Below are 25365 nucleotides of genomic sequence, written 5' to 3'. Positions count from 1 at the left end.
CATCTCACTCACGGCCCGCGCCGGCCGTGCTCGTGCCGCTGGGGGCGCGCTTCCCGGTCCCGCTCTTCTGGTCGTTGATCGGGGGCTGAGCCGGGCCGATCTTGACCGGAAGCGGGATGAGGTTCTGCAGGTAGCCGTCGAACCACCGGCCCTGGGCGGTGGCGTCCGCCGAGACGGTGACGAAGGGCCCCAGGGTTTTGAGCGACTTGTCGATGTTGCCCTGGTTGCGCAGCAGGATGTTCACGACGTTGTGGAGCTGGCGCATCGCGGGGTTCAGCGTCGCGCGGTTCTCCTCGATCGCCCCGGTGATCTGGTTGGAGAGGCTGACCGTACCGGACAGCAGCGAGGTGATCACCTGGCGCCGGTCGTTGAGCTCCTGCAGCAGCAGCCCGCCCCCGGACACGAGCTGGGCGAGGTCGCCGCTGCGGTCGGCGAGCAGGCCGGTCAGGCTGCGGGTGTGGCCGAGAAGGCTGCCCAGCTCGTCGTCGCGGGAGGAGATCGCCTGGGAGATCTTCCGCAGTCCACTGAGCGTCCGGCGTACGTTGTCCGGGGAGTACTTCAGCGTCTGGTCCAGCGTGTTGAGCGCCTTCGCGAGCTGCGGCACGTCGATCTTCTGCAGCTGACCGGAGAGGTCCTGCAGAGCCGGCACGACCTCGTACGACGGGGCGGTGCGCGACGTGGGGATCTCCGCGCGCGTGGACTGGTGCCGGTCGCCCTTCGGCACGATCTCCAGGTAGTGCGCGCCCAGCAGCGTCGAGATCTTGATCCGGACCTGCGACTGGGTGCCGAAGCGGACCCTGTTCGCGGTGAAGGCGACCTTCACGTGGTCACCCTCCAGCCCGACGCTCTTGACCTTGCCGACCTTGACGCCGGCGACGCGCACCTCTTCGTTCGGCTTGAGCCCGCTGGCCTCGGTGAACGCGGCGTGGTAGACGGTGCCGCCCTCGAAGACCGTGAGATTGAACGCGGCGAACACGAGTACGGCCACCGACGACATGCCGACGATGCCCATCACCAGGGGATCCCGGTCGCGGAAGGAGACTCTCACCGCCGCGCTCCCCTCGTCGCTGCCTCGTTCACCTGATCACCCCTTGCATCGGGCGTTCTCGTTCAGGATCTGCGGAGTGTTGAAGGAGACCTTGCCGGGCAGCCCGATACGGGCGTCCAGGCCGCACAGGTAGAAGTTGAACCAGGAGCCGTACGACGCCGCCCGGTCCAGCAGCATGAAGTTCTTCGGCATCGTCTGGAACGCCTTGTCCAGCTGGTTGCCGTTGGCCGCCAGGACCTTCGACAGGTGGCCGAGCGAGGCGATGTCGGCCTTGACCGACGGACGGACGTCGGTGAGCAGGCCGTTGGTCGTGTAGACCAGCTGGTTGATGCTGACGAGCGACTCGCCGATCGCGTGCCGGTCGGTGGCCAGCCCGGACACGAGGCTCTTGAGGTTGGTGATGAGGGCGGAGACCTCCTGGTCCCGCGAGTCGATGGTGGCGATCACCTTGTCGAGGTTGTCGATCACCCGGCCGATGACCTCGTCGCGGTTGCCGAGGGTCTCGGTCAGGGAGGCGACGTGCGCGAGCAGCCCGTTGACCGTGCCGCCCTCGCCCTGCAGCACCTGGATGAGCTGGTAGGTCAGCTGGTTGACGTCCTGCGGCTTGATCGCCCGCAGCAGCGGCCGGAAGCCGTTGAACAGCGCGGTCAGGTCCAGCGCGGGCTGGGTCTGCTCCTTGGGGATCGTGCCGCCCGCCGGCAGGTCGCCGCCCTGCCCGGAGCCCTCGGTGAGGGAGACGTAGCGCTGCCCCATCAGGTTGCGGTACCGCAGCTGCGCCTGCGTGCTGCGCGGCAGGGTCTGATCCTTGATCACCGAGATCGTGACCCTGGCCAGGTGCCCTTGGTACAGCTTGATGCCGTCGACCTCACCGACGCGCACGCCGGCGATCCGCACCTCGTCGCCGTTGTTGAGGCCGGCCGCGTCCGTGAAGATCAGGTGGTACTTCCGGCTCGCGACGAACTGCATGTTGGAGATGGCGACGGCGAGCACCGCCGTGGCCAGCGTCGCGATGACCGCGAAGATCAGCAGCTTGACGGCCGCCGAGGTCGTCTTCACTTGACGGTCACCACCATTCCGTTGGCGGCCGGTTTGTAGAGCAGCGACGCGAGGTCGGAGACCTGGTCGGCGCGGGTGCCCATCGCGGGCCCGAGCAGGCCCTTGAGCAGGGTGTCGTCGTCGGCGGAGCTGCCCGGCTTGACCAGGACGCTGGACAGGGACCGGCCCGCGCCGCCGGCCCACCACTGGTCGTCCTCGGTGCCGTCCAGCAGCTGGTACTGCGGGAACGGCACCTTCGGGTTCGGCAGGCCGTAGCAGCGCGGGTTGCGATGGTCGTTGAACGCCGGCTTGTCGAGGCCGGGCTTGTACCCGGGCCGCGGCTTGACCAGCTCGAGCGTGACGTGCACGCCCGGCTGCTTGCCGCCCATCGCGTCGACCAGCCGGGGCGTGAGCTTGGCCATGCCCTGCAGGACGCAGGGCACGCCCGGGGAGTACTTGGCGAGCAGCGCGAGCGACTGCCGGTTGGCGATCATCGCGCCGACGAGGCGGGGCTCGTTGTCGGCCGTGAACTCGGTGGCCTGGCCGGTGAGGTTGATCCCCTTGTCGAGGGCGGCCACCAGCTGCGGCTCCTTGTCGACGATCGTCCGGTTCGTCGTCTGGAGGTTCTGCATGATCGAGATCAGGTCGGGCGCGGCGCCGCTGAGGTTGTCGCTGACGACCGCGAGCTGCCGCAGGTCGTGCACGACGGTCGGCAGGTGCGGGTTGAGCCGCTTGAGGTAGTCGTCGGCGTCGACGAGCATCTGCCCGATCTGGTCGCCGCGGCCCTGCAGGGCGGTGGCCAGGGCGTTCAGGGTGGCGTTGAGCTTGGCCGGCTCGACCTCGTTGAGGATCGGCATGACGTCGTCGAGGACCTGGTTGACCTCGACGGCGGTGGTGGAGCGGTCCTGCGGGATGACGTCGCCGTTCTTCAGGTGACGGCCGCCGAGGGCGCCCCCGGGCGGGACGATGTCGACGAACTTCTCGCCGAACACCGTCTTGGGCAACATCCGGGCCGAGGAGTCCGCCGGGATCAGCTGCGCCTTGGACGGGTCGATCGCCAGGTCGATCGCCGCCCCCTTCTGCGTCTGCCGGATCTTGCGGACCTCGCCGACGATCAGGCCGCGCACCTTCACGTCGGAGTGCGGGACGAGCTGCAGCCCGGCCCGGTCGCTGTCCACGGTGACGTGGTAGACGGGCGTGAACGCCTTGTTGTACTGCGCGATCATCAGCACGACGAGCAGGACGACGACGAGCACGAACGCCACCCCGTACAGGCGGTAGCGCAGCCGCTCGGACCACGAGCCGAAGGGCGGGGTGTAACTCACGTGTCCTCCCCCGGCTCAGCAATCGACATCGCGCACTCACACCTCTCGTCTCAGCCGGCGATCCGCACTGTGGTGGTCGCGCCCCAGATCGCCATCCCCATGAGCAGATCCACGATGTTGACCACGACGAGGCTCGTACGGACGGCGCGGCCGACCGCCAGGCCCACGCCGGCCGGCCCGCCGCTGGCGTTGTAGCCGTAGTAGCAGTGGATGAGCATGACGAGGATCGCGAAGACCAGGACCTTCCCGAACGACCACAACACGTCGTGGGGTGGGAGGAACAGGTAAAAGTAGTGGTCGTACGTGCCGCTGGACTGACCGAACGACAGGGTCACGATCAGCCGGGTGGCGACGAACGACGCGAGCAGGCCGATGACGTACAGCGGGATGACCGCGAGCATCCCGGCGACCAGCCGCGTCGTCACGAGGAACGGCAGCGACGGCACGCCCATGACCTCCAGGGCGTCGATCTCGTCGCTGATCCGCATGGCGCCGAGCTGGGCGGTGAAGCCGCACCCGACCGTCGCCGACAGCGCGAGCGCCGACACGGTGGGCGCCAGCTCGCGCGTGTTGAAGTACGCGGAGACGAAACCGCTGAAGGCCGCGCTGCCGATCTGGTTCAGGGCGTTGTAGCCCTGCAGGCCGACCTCGGTGCCGGTGAAGAAGGTCATGAAGCCGACGATCGCCACGCTGCCGCCCATGACGGCCAGGCCGCCGGTGCCGAGGCTGACCTCGGCCAGCAGGCGCACGACCTCCTTCTTGTAGCGGATGACGACCCGCCACACCCAGGCGAACGCCCGGACGTAGAACGCCATCTGGTGGCCGAAGCCCTCCAGGCGCTCCATCGGCGCGTCGATGACGCGCTTGGCGGAACGGAACCCGCCCCACGTGCCGGCCGCCATCACATGCCCTTCTGCGGAACGAGCTGGAAGTACAGCGCGCTGAGCACGAAGTTCTCCACGAACAGCGCCATGGCGGCGATGACGACGGTCTGGTTCACCGCGTCGCCCACACCCTTGGGACCGCCGGAGGCGGTCAGGCCCTTGTACGAGGCGACGAGCGCGGCGGTGACGCCGAACACGACCGCCTTCACCTCGGCCTGGTAGAGGTCGGACAGCTGGGCGAGGCCGCTGAAGGAGGAGATGTACGCGCCGGGCGTGCCTCCTTGGAGCATGACGTTGAAGACGTAGCCGCCGGCGATGCCGACCACCGACACGATGCCGTTGAGGAACAGTCCGACGAAGGCGCAGGCGAGCACCCGGGGCACCACGAGGCGGTGCAGCGGGTTGATGCCGAGCACCTCCATCGCGTCGATCTCTTCGCGGATCTTCCGGGCGCCCAGGTCGGCGCAGATCGCCGAGCCGGCGGCCGCCGCGATGAGGAGGGCGGTGACGATCGGGCTGGCCTCCCGGACGATCGCCAGCACCGCCGTCGAGCCGGTCTGGGACTGCGCGCCGAGCTGCCGGATCAGGTTGCCGACCTGCAGCGACAGCACCGCGCCGAACGGGATGGCCACCATGATCGTCGGAGCCACGGTGACGCTGACGATGAACCACGCCTGCTGCAGGAACTCCTGCCACTGGAACGGCCACTTGAACATCGCCCGGAAGGTGTCGAGCGACAGCGCGAAGAACCGGCCGGGCTCGCGCAGCGTGGCGTTGGCCACACCGTCGGCGACCTTGCCGGCGCGCGCCATCAGCGAGCCCCTTCGTGGTGCTGCCCGGCACCCGCCGACATCGCCGCGACGTACCGCGGCCACTCCTGGAGCCAGTCACGGCCCATCTCGTCGATGAACGACCCCGCCGGCGGGGTGACGCCGTGCGCGCGCAGCCACTCGCCGGGCGCGTGCTGGGTCCGGCGGAGGCGACCGTCACTGGTCATCAGCTGCGGCGGGATCGGCGGCAGGGGGCCCGGGTCGCGCCCGAGGCGGGCCTCGGCCTCCAGCTCGGAGAGGTCCTTCTCCTCCGACATGCCGATGGGGCCGACCTTGCGCGCGTTGAGGAACTGCCGGACCACCGGCTCCTCGCTGGACAGCAGCATCTCCCGCGGACCGAACATCACCAGCTCGCGGCGGAACAGCATGCCGATGTTGTCCGGCACCGTACGGGCGGTGTTGATGTCGTGGGTGACGATGAGGATCGTCGCCTCGATCTCGGCGTTGAGGTCGACGATCAGCTGGTTGAGCAGCACCGTACGGACCGGGTCCAGGCCCGAGTCGGGCTCGTCGCAGAGGATGATCTGCGGATCGAGCACGAGCGCGCGGGCCAGCCCGGCCCGCTTCCGCATGCCGCCGGAGATCTCGCCGGGGAACTTCTGCTGGGCTCCGGCGAGCCCGACCATCTCCATCTTCTCCATGACGATGCGCCGGACCTCGGACTCCGACTTTCGCGTGTGCTCGCGCAGCGGGAAGGCGATGTTGTCGAAGAGGTTCATCGAGCCGAACAGCGCGCCGTCCTGGAACAGGACGCCGAAGAGCTTCCGCACCTCGTACATGTCGTGCTCGCGGAGGTTCGGCATGTCCTTGCCGTCGATCCAGCAGTGGCCGCGGTCCGGCTTGAGCAGCCCGACCATCGTCTTGAGGAACACCGACTTGCCGGTGCCGGAGGGTCCGAGGAGGACGGAGATCTCGCCGGCGGGCAGCGTCAGCGTGACGTCCTCCCAGATGACCTGACGCCCGAAGGACTTGGTCAGCCCTTCGACTCTGATTTCGACGCCCACTCGTCACCTTTCGTCCAGCCAGCCCGGGGGTGTCCGGTACAACGAGCGAGTTACCGATGGGTTACGTCGCCGGATCACACAGAGCCACTGAACCGTGGCCGGGGGCCATCGTGCGTGCCGCGTCCACCTACCGTAGTCATCCCTCGCTCGATTGGAAGAGGTAAAACCGTAGTCGTCGACGCACAGGCTGCCTTGTAAGCAGATCGTTACTCGAGTCCGACTTATGAGACTAGCGGTCCAACAGTTTCCTTGTGAAGGGGTCGGCCGGTGACCGCCCGCCCGGACACGCGTACGGAACGTCGATAAATGATCACTTGCATGGGCCGAATTCTATCAACCAAGCGCTTGATAGGTAAGCCCGGAAGTCACGGCCTCCTCGGCCTTGTCGACCTTCGGGATAATCCCCGCGATGAGCGAATCACTGCCCCATGCCGACGACGACATCCACTCCTACGTCGCCACCTGCCCCATCACCCCTGAATTCGCCCGGCGGATCGTGGGCCTCATGGACCTGCCGTGGGACGACCCGGCGGTCGCCGACCGCGCGATGCTCGGACTCGGCTGGAGCGACGAGGGCGAGGTGCCGATGGACGAGTGTCGTTTCGTCACCGACCTCGGCCATTTCGTACACGGCGACGACTGCCTCTACCTGCCGTTCGCCCACTTCTACGACGTCGGCGGCGAGCTGTGGCCGGAGGACGGCTGGGGGACGCAGCCGGGCTGGTCCAGCCGGAAGGACGCCGGCCGCGCGGACTTCGACGCCTGCGTCGACACCGCCGTCGGCCGGTTCACCGAGGTGCTCGGCCCGCCAGGGGCCGACGTACGGACCGAGGGCGGCACCGTGTCGACCGGCCCGTACTGCTGGCGCTACGCCGCCTGGCGCCGGAGCGGCAACGTCCTCGTCGTCGGCCAGACCCTCGAGCCCATCTCCTACGGGCAGGACGAGGAGGCGGTCGTCTTCATCCGTGACCTACCCGAGGGGACGCCCCTCCCGGACGCCGCCGCTTTCCCCGGCTTCCTCACCTGGTAGGCGGAGACGGCGAAGGGCGGCCACCCGGATGGGTGACCGCCCTCGAAGAGCGCTGAGAAAGCGCCGGGAGAAGACGCCTTACTTGACGGTGACCGTCGCGCCGGCCTTCTCCAGGGCCTCCTTGGCCTTGTCGGCCGTCTCCTTGTTGACCTTCTCCAGCAGCGGCTTCGGCGCGCCGTCGACCAGGTCCTTGGCCTCCTTGAGGCCCAGGCTCGTGAGGGCGCGGACCTCCTTGATGACCTGGATCTTCTTGTCACCGGCGGCCTCGAGGACGACGTCGAACTCGTCCTTCTCCTCGACCTCGGCAGCCGGGGCGCCCGGGGCGCCACCGGCGGCGGCGACCGCGACGGGGGCGGCGGCCGTGACCTCGAAGGTGTCCTCGAACTGCTTCACGAACTCGGAGAGCTCGAGAAGGGTCATCTCCTTGAAAGCGTCGAGCAGCTCGTCCGTGCTGAGCTTCGCCATGGTGTTGCTTCCTCCTGTTGAAAACCCGCGTCGCTCGTGCGGGTGGGGTACTTCAGGTCTGTTACGACCGCGGGATCAACCCTCGTCCGACGTCTCGGCCGGCGCCTCGGCGGGAGCCGCGGCGGCCCCGCCTTCCTCTTCGCGCTTGACCCGCAGGGCCTCGGCCAGCTGAGCGGCCTTGACCGGCAGGGCGTTGAAGAGAGCGGCGGCGTTGCCCATCGACGCCTTCATCGCACCCGCGAGCTTCGCGAGGAGGACCTCGCGGGACTCGAGGGAGGCGAGCGTGGTGATGTCATCGGACGTCATCGGCTTGCCGTCGACGACGCCGCCCTTGATCACCAAGTTCGGGTTGGCCTTGGCGAAGTCACGCAGGCCCTTGGCGGCCTCGACCACATCGCCCTTGACGAACGCGATCGCCGACGGGCCCTGGAGCAGCTGCTCGAGCTCCTCGGTGACCCCGGCCTCGCGCGCGGCGATCTTGGTCAGCGTGTTCTTCACCACGGCGAAACGTGCATTCTCACCGAGCGATCGGCGCAGCTCGCTGATCTGCGCGACGGTGAGCCCGCGGTACTCGGTCAGCACGGCACCGCTCGAGCTCTCGAACTCACTCTTGAGCTCGGCGACCGCCGCCGCCTTGTCCGCCCTCGCCATGGGCCTCCTTCCAGATGTGCGCCGGTCAAAGGCCCAGAAAATGCAGAACGCCCCGGCGTAGGCGCACGGGGCGTTGAACATGACCAGCACCGGGTCACGTCTCAGCTCTCGATCTCACCTACGCGGGCCGCCCGCTGTGCGGGACCTTCAGTCACCCCGTGGGTGACGACCGGCGGTCTTCGGCGTAGAACAGAGTACGCGATGCATCGGCACACGGCCAAATCGCGTACGGGCGCGGGCCGTCGGCCCGGCACCGCGGGACCGGTCGTATCCGCCGATCCCGCGCGATGCCGCGGACGTCAGCCGGCGGACCTGGTCTGGCTCGCGGGCGGGGCCGCGATGGAGACGGGCTTGTTGAAGCCGCTGTACGTCGTCGTGGTGTTCGTCTGCACCTGGCTGCCCGCCGGGCTCTTGACCGCCATCTTGCGCGGGAGCTGCTGGTCGTCGACCCACAGGTCGAACTCCATCTTGTCCAGCCCGGTCTTGGCGACGAGCTGCTGCATCTTCTCACGCTGGTCGCTGCCGAGCTTGGCCAGCGCCTGCTGAACGGAGTAGGTGCCCTGGTAGTGGGTGGTCTGCGTGCCGTCGACGGTCTCGGCTCCGACCTTGCGCACGTCCTTGGAGGCGGTCAGCATCCGCACGTTGGCCGAGGGGTCGGCCTGCTGGGACTGGTTCATGAGCGACTTGATGTCGATGCCGCTCTGGGCGCCGAGCTTGCTGAGCGACATCTTGACCCACGGCTTGCCGGCGTTCTGGTTCGAGAGCGCCGCCGTCTTCATGTACAGGTTGTCGCCCAGGAGGACCTCCTGGAAGCCGCCGGTCTTCCGGCCGTTGACCGACATGCTCGGGATGCTCATCTTCATCGCCAGACCTGGCTTGAGCCGGTAGGAGATCCGGCCGGTCATCGACGTCTGCTGCCCGGACATCGTGGTGTGGGAGGAGACCTCGGCCTGGAACGTCTTGATCTCGCTGGCCTTCTGCGACACCGTGTTCACGGCCTGCTCGGCCGCGAGCGCCGCGTTGGCGGACGTGTGCTCGCTTCCCTGCGCCTTCTTGCCGCCGTCTCCTCCGCCGCCGCAGGCGGCGAGGGACAGGGCCAGGGCGGACCCGGTGACGGCAAGGACGGCGGTTCGGCGAATCATCGCGTTTCCTTCGAGGTCGGTGTGCGCACGCTGCGCGGCAGCCTGCGGCGGCGGACAGAACATTAGGACGCCACAGGGATCACATCGGTTCAATCCCGCCACTTTCCCCACGTCGGAAAGCCGCGCGCCCCGCGGCGGGGAGCCGCGGGGCGCGTCACGAGAGCGGTCGACCGGGATGTGGCCGAACCCGGGTCAGCCCGGAAGGCCGGTGCCGCCGTGGTTCTGCATGAGCTGGTTGCCGTCGGCCACCTGGCTCGCCGGCGGCGCGGACACGCTGACGGACTTGTTGTAGTCGCTGTAGACCATGGTGGCGGTGGCCGCGCCGTCCGACGCGGCGCTCTTCGCCGTCAGCTTGCGCGGCAGGTTGTCCGCGCCGACCCACAGGTCGAACGCGACGCTCTTCGCGCCGCCCTTCTGGTAGAGGTCCTGGAACGACTGCTTGGTCTTGCCGTTGAGCTGCGCCGCGGCGTCCTTCGCGGTGATCGTCCCGGTGTAGTGGGTGGTCTTCACCCCGTCGATCGTCTGGGTGCCGGCCTTGCGCACGTCCTTCGAGCTGGTGAAGATCTTCGTCTGCTGGGCGGGGTCGGCCTGCTTGAGGATCTCGTTCAGGTCCACGCCGGCCTGCTGCGCGGCCTTCGAGACCGAGAACTTCACCCACGGCTTGCCGCCGGTGAACTGCGTGAGCTGGGAGGGGACCTTCCCGTACAGGTTGTCACCGAGCAGGATCGCGCGCAGACCCGACTCCACCGAGTGGCCGCCGAAGCCGGCCTGGTCGAGCGTGCCGACGGCGGCGAGGTCGGGAGTGAGCCGGACCTGGACGACACCGTGCGCCTTGGAAGACGCCTGCCCGGTGCCGCTCTCGGTGATGTCGACCTTGTAGGACTTGACGGTGCTGGTCTTCTGCGCCGCGAGGCTGATCGCCTGGGCGGCGGATACGTTCACGGCGTCGGCGCCGCCTCCCCCGTTGGCACTCCCGCACGCGGCGAGAGAGACCATCAGGGCGGCACCAGCGGCCGTACCCACGGCATATCGACGAACCATTGTGAACCCTTCCTGCGTATCGCGTACGGCCCCCGGCACGATGAGAGCGCGAACGCCTGGATCCGGCACTATCGAGTGTTGCCGCTCAAGATCTCCTAAACATCCCCCGAGGGGACCAGATCCCATACTCCCGTGTGCGACGTGAGTCGTACCCGGGGATGAGCAACGCGAAGGGGCGCCCCCGAAAACGGGAGCGCCCCTTCGTGGTTCGCCGATGCGTCAGCTCGCGGACTCTTCCAGCTCCGCGGTGAGGTTGCGCGTGACGTTGGGGTCGACCGGGATGCCCGGGCCCATCGTCGTGCTCAGGGTCGCCTTCTTGATGTAGCGCCCCTTGGCCGCCGACGGCTTGAGCCGCAGGATCTCCTCCAGCGCGGCGGCGTAGTTCTCCACGAGCTGCTTCTCGGTGAAGGACGTCTTGCCGGCGATGAAGTGCAGGTTCCCGTGACGGTCCACGCGGAACTCGATCTTGCCGCCCTTGATCTCGGTGACGGCCTTGGCCACGTCGGTGGTGACGGTGCCGGTCTTCGGGTTCGGCATGAGGCCACGGGGGCCGAGCACACGGCCGAGCCGGCCGACCTTGCCCATCATGTCCGGGGTCGCCACGACGGCGTCGAAGTCGAGCCAGCCGCCCTGGATCCGCTCGATCATGTCGTCGGAACCGACGTGGTCGGCGCCGGCCTCGCGGGCCTCGTCGGCCTTGGCGCCACCGGTGATGACCAGCACACGGGCGGTCTTACCGGTGCCGTGCGGCAGGTTGACGGTGCCGCGGACCATCTGGTCGGCCTTACGGGGGTCCACCCCGAGCCGGAACGCGACCTCGACGGTGGCGTCGAACTTGGTCGGCGAGGTCTCCTTGGCCAGCTTCACGGCCTCGGCCGGGCTGTACAGCGCCGACTTGTCGATCTTGGTGTCGGCGTTGCGGTACGCCTTGCTGCGCTTCATTTCTCTCTCCTGTCGTGGAGCTCGTGGTACGGGCCGGCGCTCGGCCCTCCCACCGATTTACCGGTGCGCCGCAGGTCAGTCGGCGACGGTGATGCCCATGGAACGGGCGGTGCCGGCGATGATCTTCTCGGCCTGCTCGGGCGAGTTGGCGTTGAGGTCCGGCATCTTGGTCGCGGCGATCTCCCGGAGCTGGTCGCGGGTGATCGAGCCGACCTTGCTCTTGTGCGGCTCGCCGCTGCCCTTGTCGACGCCGGCGGCCTTCTTGATCAGCTGCGCGGCGGGCGGGGTCTTGGTGACGAACGTGAACGAGCGGTCCTCGTAGATGGTGATCTCTACGGGGATGACGTTGCCGCGCTGGGACTCCGTGGCCGCGTTGTACTGCTTGCAGAAGTCCATGATGTTGACGCCGTGCGGGCCGAGGGCGGTACCCACCGGCGGCGCGGGCGTCGCCTGGCCGGCCTGCAGCTGGACCTTGACGACCGCGGAGATCTTCTTCTTCTTGGGAGGCATGCCTCACCCCTTCGTTCCGGTTGTTTCGTCGGCCCCTACTCCCGTACGGACGGGCGACGCGGCGGCTGGAACGTCGACCGCCGCGTTGGGACCGCTTCCCCCGCGGGCACGCGGGGACATCTGAGGGTATGCGTCGGAGCGTCGTGCTCCGACGTCAGATCTTGGAGACCTGGTTGAAGGACAGCTCGACCGGGGTCTCCCGACCGAAGATCGACACCAGCACCTTGAGCTTCTGGGCCTCGGCGTTGATCTCGTTGACGGTCGCGGGGAGGGTCGCGAACGGACCGTCCATGACGGTGACGGACTCGCCGACCTCGAAGTCGACGGTGGCCGCAGCCTTCGCCGTCTCCTTGGTCTTGGCCTGCTCCTCGGGCTCGGGCGCGAGCAGCGTCGCGACCTCCTTGAGGTGCAGCGGCGACGGCGTGTTGGACAGCCCGACGAAGCCGGTCACGCCCGGCGTGTTGCGGACGGCCGCCCAGGACTCGTCGGTGAGCTCCATGCGGACCAGGATGTAGCCCGGCAGGACCTTCTCGTTGACCTTCTGACGCTTGCCGCCCTTGACCTCGGTGACCTCGTGCTGCGGCACCTCGACCTGGAAGATGTAATCCTCCATGTTGAGCGACTGGGTGCGCTGCTCGATGTTGGTCTTCACGCGGTTCTCGTAGCCGGCGTACGAGTGAACGACGTACCACTCACCCGGAAGGAGCCGCAGCTGGGTCGTGAACTCTTCGACCGGGTCCGACGCCTCGTCGGACGCCTCTTCGGACGCTTGGGCGGACGTTTCGTCGGACTCCGTGGCGACTTCCTCAGCCTCGGCCGAAGCCGGCGCTTCCACCGACTCGGCCTCCTCGATGGCCTCGTCGTGAAGCTCTGGGGACTCGGACACGGTCACTCTTTCTCTCGTCTGTGGGTTGCTGATGGAATCCGGCACGCGATCAGCCGAAGAGCTTCAGCACAACCCAGGAGAACGCGTTGTCGAGACCGAACACGATCGCCACGACGATGATCACGAAGATCAGCGACACGGTCGTGTAGGTGACAAGCTCGTTACGCGTAGGCCAGATCACCTTGCGGAGCTCGGCGACGACCTGGCGGTAGAACAGGAGAGGCGAGGTCCGCTTCTTGACGGACTTCCCCTTGCCCTTGATCGCGGTCTCGCCGCTCATCTCGGTCGCCATTGCTGTCGACGCATCCCCTCGTCGGTTGTGTCTCGCGAACTTCCGGTGTGGGCGTGCGTTCAGGACGCCCGCGCACGTGCGCCGTGCACGAACCGTATTCCGCAGGGCAGGAGGGACTCGAACCCCCAACCACCGGTTTTGGAGACCGGGACTCTGGCCAATTGAGCTACTGCCCTTCACAGTGGACCCGATGGCACGCGAGAACCATGCGGGACGCCACTAGGTCACGCAGTCTACGTCTCAAACACCCTCGCGTCGAACCAAACGCCGATCGCGCCCTTCGTGCCGCCCCGGCCTGCCCCGATACCGAGCTGAGACCTGCCGCGATGTCTGCGACGATAGGGAGCATGAGCACTCGAATCTCCGCTCGGATCGCCGCGATCTCCGAGTCCGCGACGCTCGCCGTCGACGCCAAGGCCAAGGCGCTGAAGGCCGCGGGGCGTCCGGTGATCGGATTCGGCGCCGGCGAGCCCGACTTCCCGACTCCGGACTACATCGTCGAGGCAGCCGTCGAGGCGTGCCGCAACCCCCGGTTCCACAAGTACACGCCGGCCGGGGGGCTGCCCGAGCTGAAGGCGGCGGTCGCGGAGAAGACCAAGCGCGACTCCGGCTACGAGGTCGAGGCGTCGCAGGTGCTCATCACCAACGGCGGCAAGCAGGCGGTGTACGAGGCGTTCGCCGCGCTGCTCGACCCGGGCGACGAAGTCATCGTGCCCACGCCGTACTGGACGACCTACCCGGAGTCGATCAAGCTGGCGGGCGGTGTGCCGGTCGACGTCGTCGCCGACGAGACCACCGGCTACCTCGTGAGCGTCGACCAGCTCGAGCGGGCCCGCACCGACCGTACGAAGGTGCTGCTCTTCGTCTCCCCGTCCAACCCCACCGGCGCGGTCTACACGCGCGAGCAGGTCGCCGAGATCGGCCGCTGGGCCGCCGAGCACGGCCTGTGGGTGATCACGGACGAGATCTACGAGCACCTCGTCTACGGGGACGCGGAGTTCTCCTCGATGCCGGTGGTCGTCCCGGAGCTGGCCGACCGCACCCTGGTGCTCAACGGGGTCGCCAAGACCTACGCGATGACGGGCTGGCGCGTGGGCTGGATGATCGGCCCGAAGGACGTCGTGAAGGCCGCGACCAACCTGCAGTCGCACGCGACCTCGAATGTGGCGAACGTCTCACAGGCCGCGGCGCTGGCCGCGGTGAGCGGCGACCTGTCGGCCGTGGCCGAGATGCGCAAGGCGTTCGACCGCCGCCGCCAGACGATCGTGCGGCTGCTCAACGAGATCCCCGGCGTCGTGTGCCCCGAGCCGAAGGGCGCGTTCTACGCCTACCCGTCGGTCAAGGAGCTGCTCGGCAAGGAGATCCGCGGCAAGCGCCCGCAGACCTCCGTCGAGCTCGCCGCGCTGATCCTCGAGGAGGCCGAGGTCGCGCTCGTGCCGGGCGAGGCGTTCGGCACGCCGGGTTACTTCCGCCTGTCCTACGCGCTGGGCGACGAGGACCTCGCCGAGGGCGTCGGCCGCGTCGCCAAGCTGCTGGCCGAGGCCCACTGACCCTTCCCGGACGGCGACGGCGGCCGATCCGCGTCGGCCCGTGACGTGATCACGTCCGGGCCGGCGACCGGCCTCCCCGTCCGGGTGGCGGACATGACGACGCCCCGCGAGCGCCACGGTGCTCGCGGGGCGTCTCCGGTACGGCCCTCGCGGATCGGGGTATCGGCGTCCGGCTGCGACCGGGATTCGACTTCGGGCGGGCTCAGTCGACTCCCGGCCGTGCTCAGGCCGCGGGTGTGTTCTCAGTCGGCGCGGACGCCTTCGGCGATGTGCATCAGCTGGGTGCCGAGCGTGGGGCTGACCCCGACGTAGACGCCGAGCCCGCTGCGCTCGATCCACATGACCTGACCGAAGCCGGCGGTGCGCAACGCGGTGTGGCCGTGCACCTCGGCGTGTTCCGCGGTGGGCGGGGCGAACCCCATGTCCGCCGGTTTCCGCAGTGTGGCGTCGCGTACGAGCCGCACCTCGATCCAGCCGGCCGGGCCGGTCCAACGGCAGGTCGTGATCCGGCGCCCGCCGGTCTTCGTGCCGTCGCAGCTCTCGGTCGGGTCGATGCCCACGGGCAGGTAGCCGAGCAGTGCCTTGGCGGCACCGGGAACATCGACGTGCGAACCGCTACTCGGATGCCGTGAGGGCCGTGCGCTCGAGTGCCCCGGAGCGGACGCGCTCGCGGACGGGGACGCCGACTTGGTCTTCGACGACGCGGACGGCGATGGGGTGACCTGAGTGGCCGTCATCCCGCCGCCGCTCTTCTTGTGCCCGCCTTCGGGGCCGGGATTGCTGACGGTCTGCGGGTTGATCGCCTGATAGGTCGGGATGACCGCGATCGCGACGACGACCCCGGCCGCCGCGACCGCGATCGTCGCTCGCCGCCGGACCGTCCGCTGATGGCGGCGCTTTGCGTCATGCGCCAGCGTGCCGGACGCCGACACCCCCGTGACATGCTCCGCCATGGCCTGCCGGAGTTCGTTCTCCAGATCCATGGTTCACCCCCTTGACGCCGCCGCCTGTGCGGACGTTCCCATTCGTTCGCGGAGGCGGGCGAGGCCCCGCGCGGCCTGACTCTTGACGGTGCCGACCGAACAACCGAGCATGGCGGCCGTCTCCGCCTCGGACATGTCCTCCCAGTAGCGCAGGACCAGCACCGCCCGCTGGCGTGGCCCGAGCTTCTTCAGCTCCTCCATGAGCACGCCACGCAGCTCGACGTTGCCTGCCTCGGAGGCTGTCGGCGTCTCCGGCGGAGCCGCCATCTGCACCTCGCGGAGGACCCGCCAGCGTCGGGCCCGGCTGACGGACAGATTGACCAGGATCTTGCGGACGTACGGCTCCGGATTACTGCCGGGCTTCATCCGACCCCAGTGCCGATACGCCTTCTCCAGGGCCGTCTGCAGCAGATCCTCCGCATCCGTCCGCCCCCCGCACAGCAGCTGGGCAGTTCGAAGCAGCGCAGTACCGCGCTCCGCCACGAACTCGACGAATGACTCGTCGTCTCGACGCGCCAAGGCACTCCGTCCGTCGTACGCCCTATTTATGTCGATCGGTCGCGGGTGGCCCACCGCGCAGGGCCACCCGCGCCGAGCCTCAGTGAAGCTGACGCAGCTGTGTGGCGATCGCCGGGAGCTGGGTCGCGTACGCGGGGCTGCCGGTCAGGTAGACCGCGTAGCCCTGGTCGGTGATCCACAGCACGCCGGTGCCCGCCGGGCTCTCCCACGTCTGGGCGCCGGCGACGGAGGCGAGGCCGCCCTCGGGCAGCTTCAGCTCCGCGGCCAGCTCCTTGACCGTGGTCTGCGGCGGGGTGTTCAACCGCTCGACGGTCAGGAAGTTGCCGCCCGTGGCCGTGAACTTCTGGACGACCGTGCAGACCTTACCGCTCTGGAGGGTGATCGAGTGGCTGTGGGAGGCGGCGAGGTGCATGCCGTTGGGCAGCGTGACGTCCTTGGCCTTGTTGTTCTGCACGTTGAGGACCGGCGGGACGGAGGAGCAGTCCAGGGCCTTCGCGTCAGGCACGTTGACCTTCGGCAGGCCCGGCTTCGCGGTCGGGACGGCGGCCGGCGCGGAGGCCGCGGAGGGCTGGCCCGCAGAGGGGGCGCAGATCGGCAGGTTGCCCGGGGCCTTCACCTTGTCGGCGGGCACCGCCACCGGCACGTTCGGCTTCTCGCCGGTCTTCGGCAGCTCCGCCTTCGGGAGCTTGTCCTTCGGGAGCCCGGCCGCGGGCAGCTCGCCCTTCGGGAGCTTGTCCTTGGGCAGCTCGCCCTTCGGCAGCTCCGCCTTCGGGAGCTTGTCCTTGGGCAGGTTTGCCTTCGGGAGCTTGTCCTTGGGCAGCTCTGCCTTCGGGAGCTTGTCCTTGGGCAGCTTGTCCGTGGGGACGCTCACGCAGGTCGGTGCCCCGTTCGGGAGCTTGCCGGTGGCGTCCTTGACGGCCTTCTTCGCGCCGTCCGCGACGGGCTTGACCGAGGGTGCCGGGGAGTTGCTGGAGACGGTCGCGTAGGCGACGCCGCCGGCGGTGATGGCGCCGACGGCGCCGGTGGCCAGAAGAGCCAGCTTGAGGTTGATCACGTCTATCCCTTTCAGCGCGGTTTGACTCTCGCGCCCCTCATATACGCGTGTGTCCCAGACGGGGTTGCACGGCTTCTCAAACTTTTTTCGGGAGTCCTCGCGGATGCGCTTCGGGGGAGGTCGCCGCAGGCCCGAGCAGCGCATACGGCAAGATCGGTGCATGGAGGCCCGTCCGATCGCAACTCTGCCCAAGGCCCATCTGCATGTGCACTTCACCGGTTCGATGCGGCACACCACGCTCGTCGAGCTCGCCGGCAAGCACCGCGTGCACCTGCCCGACGCCCTCGTCGAGGAGTGGCCTCCCCGCCTGCGTGCGACGGACGAGCGCGGCTGGTTCCGCTTCCAGCGCCTGTACGACATCGCCCGGTCGGTGCTGCGCGACGAAGAGGACGTACGGCGGCTGCTGCGCGAAGCGGCCGAGGACGAGGCCGCGGAGGGCTCCGGGTGGCTGGAGATCCAGGTCGACCCGAGCGGGTACGGCGGCCGCTTCGGCGGGCTGACGGCCTTCACCGACCTGGTGATGGACGCCACGCGGGAGGCCTCCGAGGCCACCGGGGTCGGGATCGGCGTCATCATCGCGGCCAACCGCACGCGGCATCCTCTCGATGCGCGGACGCTGGCGCGGCTGGCCGCCCAGTACGCCGGGCAGGGGGTCGTCGGGTTCGGGCTCTCCAACGACGAGCGGCGCGGCCGGGCGTACGACTTCGACCGGGCCTTCACGATCGCCAAGCGGGCCGGTCTGCTGTCCGTCCCGCACGGCGGGGAACTGCTCGGCCCCGCGAGCGTACGGGCCTGCCTCGACGCGCTGCGGGCCGACCGGATCGGGCACGGCGTGCGCGTCGTCGAGGACCCGGCCCTCATGGAGACCGTCGCCGCCCGCGCCGTCACCCTCGAGGTCTGCCCGTCGTCGAACGTCGGTCTCGGGGTCTACCCGACGCCGGACGACGTCCCTCTCCGCCGTCTCTTCGAGGGAGGTGTGTCGATCGCACTGGGCGCCGACGACCCGCTGCTGTTCGGGTCACGGCTGACCCGCCAGTACGAGCTGGCGCGGCGGGACCACGGGTTCACCGACGAGGAGCTGGCCGAGCTGGCGCGGTGTTCGATCCGGGGCTCCGCGGCCCCTCCGGAGATGCAGAAACGGCTCCTCGACGGCATCGACGCCTGGCTCGGCACACCGCTGAAAACAGCGGCACCGTGACGGACTAAATGGAATGATCGGACACCGTGATCATCCGTACCGCGACTGCCGAAGAGGCCGCCAGGCTGGCGCCCTACCTTCCCGTCACGCACGCCGTCCTCGACGGTGACCGGCTGGCCGGCGGGCTGAGCCTCATCGAGGCCCGGCCCGGGGTCCGCGAGCTGAGCGTCTGGGTGATACCCGAAGAGCGGCGGCGAGGAGTCGCGAGCAAGGCCGTGCGGACCATGGCCGAGCAGGCGGACGGGCGGCTGGAGATGGTCACCGACGTGGCCGACACGGTCTCCCAGCGCGTCGCGCTGAACGCCGGGTTCACCCGCGAGGCCGTACGCCGGAACAGCGGACCGGACGGCGGCCGGCCGGACGACATCGTCTGGGCCTGGCTGCCCGGCGACCCGCCCGGCCCGGCCGCGCGGCCGCTCCCCGACCTGCGGGGCGGCGAGCTGCGGGACGGCGAGGTGAGCCTACGTCCGCTCGGCCCGGTCGACGTGGACGAGCTGCTCACGTTGATCAACCTGCCGGACATACGCGCCCGGTCGGTCGTCAGGCACGTGCGGCCGCGGGCCGAGGTGGCGCGGCGCTGCGAGTACGCCCCCAGCGAGTGGCTGGCGGGCAACCGCGCCGACTTCACGATCCGGGTGAACGACGAGTTCGCCGGCGACATCGGCCTGTACTACGAGGCCTGGAGCCGGTCGGCGATGATGGGCTACAGCATGCTGCCGGCGTTCCGCGGCCGGGGCATCGTGACGCGCGCCGTACGCCTGCTCAGCGCCTGGGCGTTCGAGATCGGCATCCCGCGGCTCGCGGCCGGGACCGCGCCGGACAACGCGGCGTCGCAACGCGTGCTGGAGAAGGCCGGTTTCGCCCTCGAAGGGGTGCAGCGGTCGCGTCTCGACGGCCCGGACGGCACCCGCATCGACGACGTCGTGTACGTCCTGCTGCCCTGACCGTCAGAGGCGTACGCCGACGAAGACCGGTTCGTTGACGAGCGTGACGCCGAAGGCCTCGCGGACACCGTCGCGGACCTCGCGGGCCAGGGCCAGGAGGTCCTCGGTACGCCCGCCGTCGGCGTTGGTCAGCGCGAGGGTGTGCTTCGTCGAGATCCGGGCCGGGCCCTGGCCGTACCCCTTGGTGAAGCCCGCCTTGTCGATCAGCCACGCCGCCGAGGTCTTCGTACGGCCGTCGGGCTCCGGGTAGCGCGGGAACACGGCGTCCGGGCCGAGCCGGTCGGCGACGTGCTTCTCCAGGTCGGTGAGCTGATCCGGGTCGAGGATCGGGTTGGTGAAGAACGACCCGGCGCTGCGCGTGTCGGGGTCGGCAGGGTCGAGGACCATGCCCTTCCCCCGGCGCAGACCGAGCACCGCCTCGCGGGCCTCCAGCAGCGGGACCCGCTCGCCGGGCTCGACCCCGAGTGTCCGGGCGAGTTCGGCGTAGCGGACCGGCGCGGACAGGTCGGCCGGTTCGAGGGCGAAGGTCACCTCCAGCACGACGTGCCGGTCGGCGCCCTTGAAGGCACTGGTGCGGTAGCCGAACCGGCAGGCGTCGCGGTCGAGGACGACGACCTCGCCGCGCTCCCGGTCGTACGCGCGGACCTCGACGATCGTCTCGCTGACGTCCTGACCGTACGCTCCGACGTTCTGGATCGGGGTGGCACCGAGCAGGCCGGGGATGCCGGACAGGCACTCGACGCCGGACAGGCCCTCCTCGACGCACCGGGCGACGAACGGGTCCCACTCCTCGCCCGCCCGGGCGCGTACGAGCACGCGGCCGTCGCTCCGCCGGCGGTGAGCGTGAAACGCGGCGACGGACACGCCGCGGGTGGCGATGTGCACCGCCGTGCCGGGAAAGCCCGCGTCGGCGACGACGAGGTTGCTGCCGCCGCCGAGGACGAGCGCCGGCTCGCCCTCCCGGTCGGCGCGGCGGACGGTGTCGATGAGTTCGTCGTCCGTCGTGGCCTCGACGAAGCACCGCGCGGGCCCACCCAGCCGCAGCGTGGTGTAGCCCGCGAGGTCGACCTGCTCGCAGCGGACCGCCATCAGGCGAGACGGACCGTCGCCTTGGCGCGGGTGAGGACCTTCTCGCCGCGCGAGCGGGCGGTCAGCGCGACGACGACCGCGTTGTCATCGAGCTTGTCCTCGATCACGCCGGTGATCTCGATCTCGGTGCCGCCCTCATTGGGCACCACGACCATCGAGGAGAACCGCACGCCGTAGTCGATGACCGCGCCCGGGTCGCCGGCCCAGTCGGTGACGTACCGGCCGCCCTGCGCCATCGTGAACATGCCGTGCGCGATCACGTCGGGCAGACCCACGGACTTGGCGAACGGCTCGTTCCAGTGGATCGGGTTGAAGTCCCCGGACGCGCCGGCGTACTTGACCAGGTCGAGGCGCTCGACCTTGTAAGTCCTGGCGGGGAGCTCCTGGCCGACCTCGACCTCGTCGTACTTCACCGTGGCGGTCATCTCAGGCACCTCGCTCGATGATGACGTTGTGGGCCGTGCAGACGTGCTCGCCGTCGACCGTCTTGATCACCGTCTGGAGTTCGAGGCGCTCGTTGCGGCCGATGGAGCGGATGCCGGCGATCTTCGACTCGGCGGTGACGACATCGCCCGCGTGGAGCGGGCGGACGTACTCGAACCGCTGCTCGCCGTGGACGACCATCGAGTAGTTGAGGCCGAGCTCGGGGTCGGTCAGGCCGGCGCCGGTGATCGAGATCACGATCGGGAAGGTCGGTGGCGCGATCACGTCGGGGTGCCCGGCGGACTTGGCCGCCTCCGCGTCACGGTAGATCGGGTTCAGATCGCCGATGGCGTCCGCGAACTCCCTGATCTTCAGCCGGGTGACCTCGTACGGCTCCGACGGCGGGAAGGCCCGCCCGATGAAATCGCGGTTCAGCGCCATTCAATCCGTCCCTTCCCGGGAATACCCACGTGCGCGCCAGGGGAGGCGATGAGGCGACGTTAACAGACGTGGTTCAGCCCGCCCCGGCAGCGATGCCGGGACGGGCTGTGAACGTCAGGGAACGCCGACGGCGAGCCCGCTCCCGCCTCAGCGGGTCTCGCGGTGCGCCTGGTGCTTACGGCAGTTCGGGCAGTACTTCTGCAGCTCCAGGCGGTCCGGGTCGTTGCGCCGGTTCTTCCGCGTGATGTAGTTGCGGTGCTTGCACTCCTGGCAGGCCAGCGTGATCTTTGGCCGTACGTCGGTGGCAGCCACGATGGAGTGCCTTTCTGGTGAGGGACACTGGACAACGACCTGCACCGGATCACCTGCGAGAGGTGATCGGTGAGGTGGTAGCGGAGGCCGGACTTGAACCGGCGACACAGCGATTATGAGCCGCTTGCTCTGCCTGACTGAGCTACTCCGCCGCGAAGGTCGGGCGACCGGAGAAAAGGATACCGGACTCTCCGGACACGCCCGAACAGACGAAACCCCGGCCCACTCTGGCGGACCGGGATATCGGCTGCTGGAGCCCCCTTACGGAATCGAACCGTAGACCTTCTCCTTACCATGGAGACGCTCTGCCGACTGAGCTAAGGGGGCGTGCGCCCTTCCGCGCTCCGTAACCATACACGCTGCGCGGCCCGGACACGAAATCGATTCGCCGCGGCGGCCGGCGACCTCTCCGAGCTGCGCACCCATACGTTCGGGCCCGGCCCTGAGACGTCCCTGACGCGTCCCTGAGACCGGGGCCGAACCGGTGATCACGCCCCTAGCGTGATCAACGTCCGCAAGGTGCCCGGCCGGGTCCGCACGCCTCACCGGACGTCTCCTCGACGTCCGTTCGGGAGGAAGATTCATGTTGTTCGAAGGAAGGTCCGGTCATCGCGGCGCCGTGCGGCGCGCCGGGACGGCCGCCGTGGTCGCGCTGGGGGCCGTCACCACCGCCGTATCGGGCCTCGTCGCCGGGCCGGCGCACGCGTCGCCGAGGAGTCCGCAGTGGGCTCCGTGCGATCCGGAGTCCCCGGGGCGGAGTGCGCCACCCTCTCGGTGCCGGTCGACTGGGCGCACCCGGACGGGCCGACGTTCGGCCTGGCGCTGGCCCGCCGTACGGCCACCGGGCCCGGGGTGCCCGTCGGCGCGCTGGTGTTCGGCCCAGGCGGGCCGGGCGACTCGGGGGTGGACCGGGTGGTGACGGGGATCGACCGGTTCAGCCCGGAGATCCGCCGACGGTTCGACATCGTGAGCTTCGACCCGCGCGGCGTGGGCCGTAGCAGTCCGGTGACCTGCTCTCCCGACCTGCTCGCCCGGCGTCCGAGCCCGAAGATCGAGGATCAGGCGGCCTTCGAGGCCACGCTCGCGTACAACCGGCGGCTCCGCGCGGACTGCCGGGCGCGCACCGGCCCGGTCTTCGACCACCTGGACACCGCGCAGACGGTACGGGACCTGGACGCCGTCCGGACCGCCCTCGGCGAGGCGAAGCTGACCTTCCACGGCAGTTCGTACGGCACGATGCTCGGGGCGCAGTACGCCGAGACGTATCCGCGCCGGGTCCGGGCCATGGTGCTGGAGGGCGTGATGGACCAAGCCGAGAAGGTCGCCGCGATGGAGGCGAGCGCGCCGATACCGGCCTCGCCCACCTCCCCCGCGGCGCTTCCGCCGGCGACGCCGGTCTTCTGCTCCGACTGGCGTCTTCCGGTGCGCGACCACCGTGAGTACGCCTCGCTGGTCCGCACGATGACCAAGGCCGCGCCGGACCTGCCGTACCTGCTGCCCCTGCATATGACGGCCGCGTGCCTCGGCGCGCCGACCGCGAACCCGCAGCACCGCCTCACGGCGCGCGGCACCCCGCCGATCCTGCTGTCCAACGCCGTGCACGACCCGGCCACCGGCTACCCGTGGGCGGAGTCGGTGGCGCGGCAGTTCGGCCGCGCGGCACCCGCTGCCCCGCCGTGGAGTCCTGAGTCTTCTCGCGTGCCCGCCCGGGTCAGCGGAGCAGTTCGCGGGCGATGACGACCTGCTGGATCTGGCTGGTCCCCTCGTAGATCCGGAAGAGCCGGACGTCGCGGTACAGCCGCTCGACGGCGACGCCGCGCATGTAGCCCATGCCGCCGAAGACCTGGACGGCGCGGTCGGCGACGCGGCCGACCATCTCCGAGCAGAAGTACTTCGCGCAGGAGGGGCCGAGCCTGCGGTCCTCCCCCGCGTCGTACGCCTCCGCGGCCCGCAGGACCATCGAGCGGCCCGCGTACAGCTCCGTCTGGGAGTCGGCGATCAGTCCCTGGATCAGCTGGTAGTCCCCGATCCGCTGCCCGCCCTGGCGCCGTTCCTTGGCGTACGCGACCGTCTCGTCGAGGAGGCGCTGCGCGACGCCCACGCAGACCGCCGCGATGTGGACGCGGCCGTGCGCGAGCGACGTCATCGCGGTGCGGTAGCCGGTGCCCTCCTCGCCGACCATCGCCGTCGCGGGGACCCGTACGCCGTCGAAGTACACCTCGGCGGTGTGCGCGCCGCGCTGGCCCATCTTCTCGTCGGAGGGGCCGACGGCAAGGCCGGGCGTGCCCGCCTCGACGATGAACGTGGAGATCCCCCGCGGCCCCTCGCCGCCGGTCCGGGCGAACACCATGAACACGTCCGCCTCGGGCGCGTTGGTGATGAAGCGCTTGGCCCCGTCGAGCACATAGTGATCTTCGTCACGCACGGCCTTGGTCGTCAGGGTGCTGGGGTCGGAGCCCGCCTCGGCCTCGGTCAGCGCGAACGCCGCGACGGCCCGGCCGGCGGCCAGTCTCGGCAGCCAGTGGTCGCGCTGCTCGTCGGTGCCCGCCTTCACCAGGACCTGACCGGCGATGCCGTTGCTGGTGCCGAACATCGAGCGGAACGCGGGGCTGGCGTAACCGAGTTCGAACGCCAGGCGCACCTCTTCGCTCATGGACAGGCCGAGCCCGCCGTACGCCTCCGGCAGCGCGTACCCGAACAGGCCCATCTCGGCGGCGGCCTGCCGGAGGTCGTCCGGGATGCGGTCCGTCGTCTCGATCTCGTCCTCGCGCGGGATCACCCGATCGCGGACGAAGGTCCGTACGGCGTCGAGCACGTCTGCGAAGTCCTGGGCGTCCACGCGTCCTCCGATAACCGAATCGGATTCTTGGCCGGGAACACTCTAATCGGACATCTCCGACTCCGGTCAGCCGTTGACTCTGACACTGTGTGAGGACCTACACCGGGACATGTCATGTTCAGCATCGGAGACTTCGCACGACTCGGCCGCGTGTCCGTACGGATGCTGCGGCACTACGACGCACTTGGCCTGCTGCGGCCCGCCCGGGTCGATCCGGCCACCGGCTACCGCTCCTACGACGCGGCGCAGCTCGCCCGGCTCAACCGGCTGATCGCGCTCAAGGACCTCGGCCTCAGCCTGGAACAGGTGGGGCGGATCCTCGACGAGAAGGTCGGGACGGAGGAGCTGCACGGCATGCTCCGGCTGCGCCGGGCGGAGTTGGCGGCCCACGTGGCCGAGGAGACGGCGCGTCTGGCCCGGGTCGAGGCGAGGCTCCGGATGATCGAAACGGAGGGCGTCATGTCCACGGACGTCGTCATCAAGAGTGTTCCGGCCGTCCGCCTCGCGGAGCTCAGCGCGACGGCGGAGAGCTACGAGTCCGACAAGATCAGCCCGGTGATCCAGCCGCTGTACGAGGAGCTGTGCAAGCGGCTCGACGCGGCCGGGCTGGCCATCACCGGCCCGGCGGTCGCGTACTACGAGCAGGCGCCCGACGGGGTGCGGGTGCACGCCGGGGCCCCGGTGAACGCCGACCCGGGCGGCGCGTACGAGTTCGACCTCGTCGACCTGCCCGGGGCGGAGCAGGCGGCGACCCTCATCCACCACGGGCCCATGGACAACGCGGACGCGTCCTTCCAGCGGCTCGCCCGGTGGATCGAGGAGAACGGCTACCGCAGCACCGGCTTGGCGCGCGAGGTCTACCTCCGGTACGGACAGGGCGCCCCCGAGACGTGGGTCACGGAGCTCCAGGAGACGGTGACGCGCTGAC

At 69.5% G+C, this 25365-nt stretch carries 28 protein-coding genes and 3 tRNA genes; 6 read left to right on the top strand and 25 right to left on the bottom strand.

Features of this window, described 5'->3' with window-relative positions:
• Nucleotides 1–4 precede the first annotated feature (4 nt).
• From ABEA24_RS04325 to ABEA24_RS04300, 6 genes are read right to left on the bottom strand one after another with little or no spacing between them, the layout of a single operon-like run.
• On the bottom strand, nt 5–1048 hold the full coding sequence (locus tag ABEA24_RS04325; RefSeq protein ID WP_345429292.1) for an MCE family protein: 1044 nt from the start codon (nt 1046–1048) through the stop codon (nt 5–7).
• Between the two features lie 36 nt (nt 1049–1084).
• Nucleotides 1085–2104, bottom strand: a complete 1020-nt coding sequence (locus tag ABEA24_RS04320; RefSeq protein ID WP_345429291.1) for an MCE family protein — start codon at nt 2102–2104, stop codon at nt 1085–1087.
• Entirely contained in the window at nt 2101–3408 is a 1308-nt protein-coding gene (locus tag ABEA24_RS04315) for an MCE family protein (RefSeq protein ID WP_345429290.1), read from the bottom strand. The genes ABEA24_RS04320 and ABEA24_RS04315 overlap by 4 nt, the downstream gene beginning before the upstream one ends.
• A gap of 50 nt (nt 3409–3458) precedes the next feature.
• Complete coding sequence (locus ABEA24_RS04310) at nt 3459–4310, bottom strand: MlaE family ABC transporter permease (RefSeq protein WP_425551138.1); 852 nt, start codon at nt 4308–4310, stop codon at nt 3459–3461.
• On the bottom strand, nt 4310–5104 hold the full coding sequence (locus tag ABEA24_RS04305) for an MlaE family ABC transporter permease (RefSeq protein WP_345429289.1): 795 nt from the start codon (nt 5102–5104) through the stop codon (nt 4310–4312). Before ABEA24_RS04305 ends, ABEA24_RS04310 begins: the two co-directional genes overlap by 1 nt.
• On the bottom strand, nt 5104–6126 hold the full coding sequence (locus ABEA24_RS04300) for an ABC transporter ATP-binding protein (RefSeq protein WP_345429288.1): 1023 nt from the start codon (nt 6124–6126) through the stop codon (nt 5104–5106). Before ABEA24_RS04300 ends, ABEA24_RS04305 begins: the two co-directional genes overlap by 1 nt.
• 409 nt (nt 6127–6535) lie before the next feature.
• Here ABEA24_RS04300 and ABEA24_RS04295 point away from each other — a divergent pair, with 409 nt between their 5' ends.
• Nucleotides 6536–7156, top strand: coding sequence for a hypothetical protein (locus ABEA24_RS04295; RefSeq protein WP_345429287.1), 621 nt, complete (start codon nt 6536–6538; stop codon nt 7154–7156).
• A gap of 78 nt (nt 7157–7234) precedes the next feature.
• Here the strand turns inward: ABEA24_RS04295 and rplL are convergent, their stop codons facing one another.
• The 9 genes from rplL to ABEA24_RS04250 form a co-directional block, all read right to left on the bottom strand.
• On the bottom strand, nt 7235–7621 hold the full coding sequence (gene rplL / locus ABEA24_RS04290) for a 50S ribosomal protein L7/L12 (RefSeq protein ID WP_345429286.1): 387 nt from the start codon (nt 7619–7621) through the stop codon (nt 7235–7237).
• A gap of 75 nt (nt 7622–7696) precedes the next feature.
• Complete coding sequence (rplJ, locus tag ABEA24_RS04285; RefSeq protein WP_345429285.1) at nt 7697–8272, bottom strand: 50S ribosomal protein L10; 576 nt, start codon at nt 8270–8272, stop codon at nt 7697–7699.
• Between the two features lie 299 nt (nt 8273–8571).
• Nucleotides 8572–9414: an SCO4651 family lipoprotein gene (locus ABEA24_RS04280; RefSeq protein ID WP_345429284.1), complete on the bottom strand. Its 843-nt coding sequence runs from the start codon at nt 9412–9414 to the stop codon at nt 8572–8574.
• Between the two features lie 192 nt (nt 9415–9606).
• Entirely contained in the window at nt 9607–10455 is an 849-nt protein-coding gene (locus tag ABEA24_RS04275; protein WP_486303919.1) for an SCO4651 family lipoprotein, read from the bottom strand.
• 219 nt (nt 10456–10674) lie between these two features.
• Nucleotides 10675–11397 carry a 50S ribosomal protein L1 gene (gene rplA / locus ABEA24_RS04270; RefSeq protein WP_345429282.1) on the bottom strand — a complete coding sequence of 241 codons (723 nt, stop codon included), beginning with the start codon at nt 11395–11397 and terminating at the stop codon, nt 10675–10677.
• A 75-nt stretch (nt 11398–11472) separates the two neighbouring features.
• Entirely contained in the window at nt 11473–11907 is a 435-nt protein-coding gene (gene rplK / locus ABEA24_RS04265; protein ID WP_345429281.1) for a 50S ribosomal protein L11, read from the bottom strand.
• A gap of 154 nt (nt 11908–12061) precedes the next feature.
• Nucleotides 12062–12793: a transcription termination/antitermination protein NusG gene (gene nusG, locus ABEA24_RS04260; RefSeq protein WP_345429280.1), complete on the bottom strand. Its 732-nt coding sequence runs from the start codon at nt 12791–12793 to the stop codon at nt 12062–12064.
• 49 nt (nt 12794–12842) lie between these two features.
• A complete protein-coding gene (gene secE / locus ABEA24_RS04255; RefSeq protein WP_345429279.1) occupies nt 12843–13085 on the bottom strand; it encodes a preprotein translocase subunit SecE in 243 nt (80 codons plus the stop codon).
• A 102-nt stretch (nt 13086–13187) separates the two neighbouring features.
• A tRNA-Trp gene (locus ABEA24_RS04250) sits at nt 13188–13261 on the bottom strand.
• A gap of 171 nt (nt 13262–13432) precedes the next feature.
• On the opposite strand from ABEA24_RS04250, the gene ABEA24_RS04245 reads away from it, so the two are divergent.
• A complete protein-coding gene (locus tag ABEA24_RS04245) occupies nt 13433–14635 on the top strand; it encodes a pyridoxal phosphate-dependent aminotransferase (protein ID WP_345429278.1) in 1203 nt (400 codons plus the stop codon).
• A gap of 242 nt (nt 14636–14877) precedes the next feature.
• On the opposite strand, the gene ABEA24_RS04240 is transcribed toward ABEA24_RS04245, so the two are convergent.
• From ABEA24_RS04240 to ABEA24_RS04230, 3 genes are all read right to left on the bottom strand, one after another.
• Entirely contained in the window at nt 14878–15618 is a 741-nt protein-coding gene (locus ABEA24_RS04240; RefSeq protein WP_345429277.1) for a hypothetical protein, read from the bottom strand.
• Between the two features lie 3 nt (nt 15619–15621).
• Nucleotides 15622–16137, bottom strand: coding sequence for a SigE family RNA polymerase sigma factor (locus ABEA24_RS04235; protein ID WP_345429276.1), 516 nt, complete (start codon nt 16135–16137; stop codon nt 15622–15624).
• A gap of 79 nt (nt 16138–16216) precedes the next feature.
• Nucleotides 16217–17191, bottom strand: a complete 975-nt coding sequence (locus tag ABEA24_RS04230) for a hypothetical protein (protein WP_345429275.1) — start codon at nt 17189–17191, stop codon at nt 16217–16219.
• A 160-nt stretch (nt 17192–17351) separates the two neighbouring features.
• Between ABEA24_RS04230 and ABEA24_RS04225 the strand changes: the two genes are divergently transcribed.
• Together ABEA24_RS04225 and ABEA24_RS04220 are read left to right on the top strand one after the other, a co-directional pair.
• Nucleotides 17352–18389, top strand: coding sequence for an adenosine deaminase (locus ABEA24_RS04225; RefSeq protein ID WP_345429274.1), 1038 nt, complete (start codon nt 17352–17354; stop codon nt 18387–18389).
• A gap of 26 nt (nt 18390–18415) precedes the next feature.
• Nucleotides 18416–19333: a GNAT family N-acetyltransferase gene (locus ABEA24_RS04220; protein ID WP_345429273.1), complete on the top strand. Its 918-nt coding sequence runs from the start codon at nt 18416–18418 to the stop codon at nt 19331–19333.
• A gap of 3 nt (nt 19334–19336) precedes the next feature.
• Here the strand turns inward: ABEA24_RS04220 and ABEA24_RS04215 are convergent, their stop codons facing one another.
• The 6 genes from ABEA24_RS04215 to ABEA24_RS04190 all read right to left on the bottom strand — a co-directional run bounded on the left by ABEA24_RS04215 (nt 19337) and on the right by ABEA24_RS04190 (nt 21925).
• On the bottom strand, nt 19337–20422 hold the full coding sequence (locus ABEA24_RS04215) for a UDP-N-acetylmuramate dehydrogenase (RefSeq protein ID WP_345429272.1): 1086 nt from the start codon (nt 20420–20422) through the stop codon (nt 19337–19339).
• Nucleotides 20422–20847: a MaoC/PaaZ C-terminal domain-containing protein gene (locus ABEA24_RS04210; protein WP_345429271.1), complete on the bottom strand. Its 426-nt coding sequence runs from the start codon at nt 20845–20847 to the stop codon at nt 20422–20424. The genes ABEA24_RS04215 and ABEA24_RS04210 overlap by 1 nt, the downstream gene beginning before the upstream one ends.
• Before the next feature lies 1 nt (nt 20848).
• A complete protein-coding gene (locus ABEA24_RS04205) occupies nt 20849–21286 on the bottom strand; it encodes a MaoC family dehydratase N-terminal domain-containing protein (protein ID WP_345429270.1) in 438 nt (145 codons plus the stop codon).
• A gap of 147 nt (nt 21287–21433) precedes the next feature.
• On the bottom strand, nt 21434–21598 hold the full coding sequence (gene rpmG, locus ABEA24_RS04200; RefSeq protein ID WP_345429269.1) for a 50S ribosomal protein L33: 165 nt from the start codon (nt 21596–21598) through the stop codon (nt 21434–21436).
• Nucleotides 21599–21673: 75 nt separating this feature from the next.
• Nucleotides 21674–21750 (bottom strand) — tRNA-Met (locus ABEA24_RS04195).
• 99 nt (nt 21751–21849) lie between these two features.
• Nucleotides 21850–21925: transfer RNA gene (locus ABEA24_RS04190), tRNA-Thr, on the bottom strand.
• Nucleotides 21926–22321: 396 nt separating this feature from the next.
• On the opposite strand from ABEA24_RS04190, the gene ABEA24_RS04185 reads away from it, so the two are divergent.
• Entirely contained in the window at nt 22322–23335 is a 1014-nt protein-coding gene (locus tag ABEA24_RS04185) for an alpha/beta fold hydrolase (RefSeq protein WP_345429268.1), read from the top strand.
• Here the strand turns inward: ABEA24_RS04185 and ABEA24_RS04180 are convergent.
• Nucleotides 23310–24437, bottom strand: coding sequence for an acyl-CoA dehydrogenase family protein (locus ABEA24_RS04180; RefSeq protein WP_345429267.1), 1128 nt, complete (start codon nt 24435–24437; stop codon nt 23310–23312). The two genes, ABEA24_RS04185 and ABEA24_RS04180, sit on opposite strands and share 26 nt — an antisense overlap.
• Before the next feature lie 114 nt (nt 24438–24551).
• On the opposite strand from ABEA24_RS04180, the gene ABEA24_RS04175 reads away from it, so the two are divergent.
• Entirely contained in the window at nt 24552–25364 is an 813-nt protein-coding gene (locus ABEA24_RS04175) for a MerR family transcriptional regulator (protein WP_345429266.1), read from the top strand.
• The last annotated feature ends 1 nt before the right edge of the window (nt 25365 follow it).

It is taken from the genome of Actinoallomurus vinaceus, assembly GCF_039542055.1.
GTDB classification, from domain to species: domain Bacteria; phylum Actinomycetota; class Actinomycetes; order Streptosporangiales; family Streptosporangiaceae; genus Actinoallomurus; species Actinoallomurus vinaceus.
This window is presented reverse-complemented; position numbering and strand designations above follow the sequence as displayed.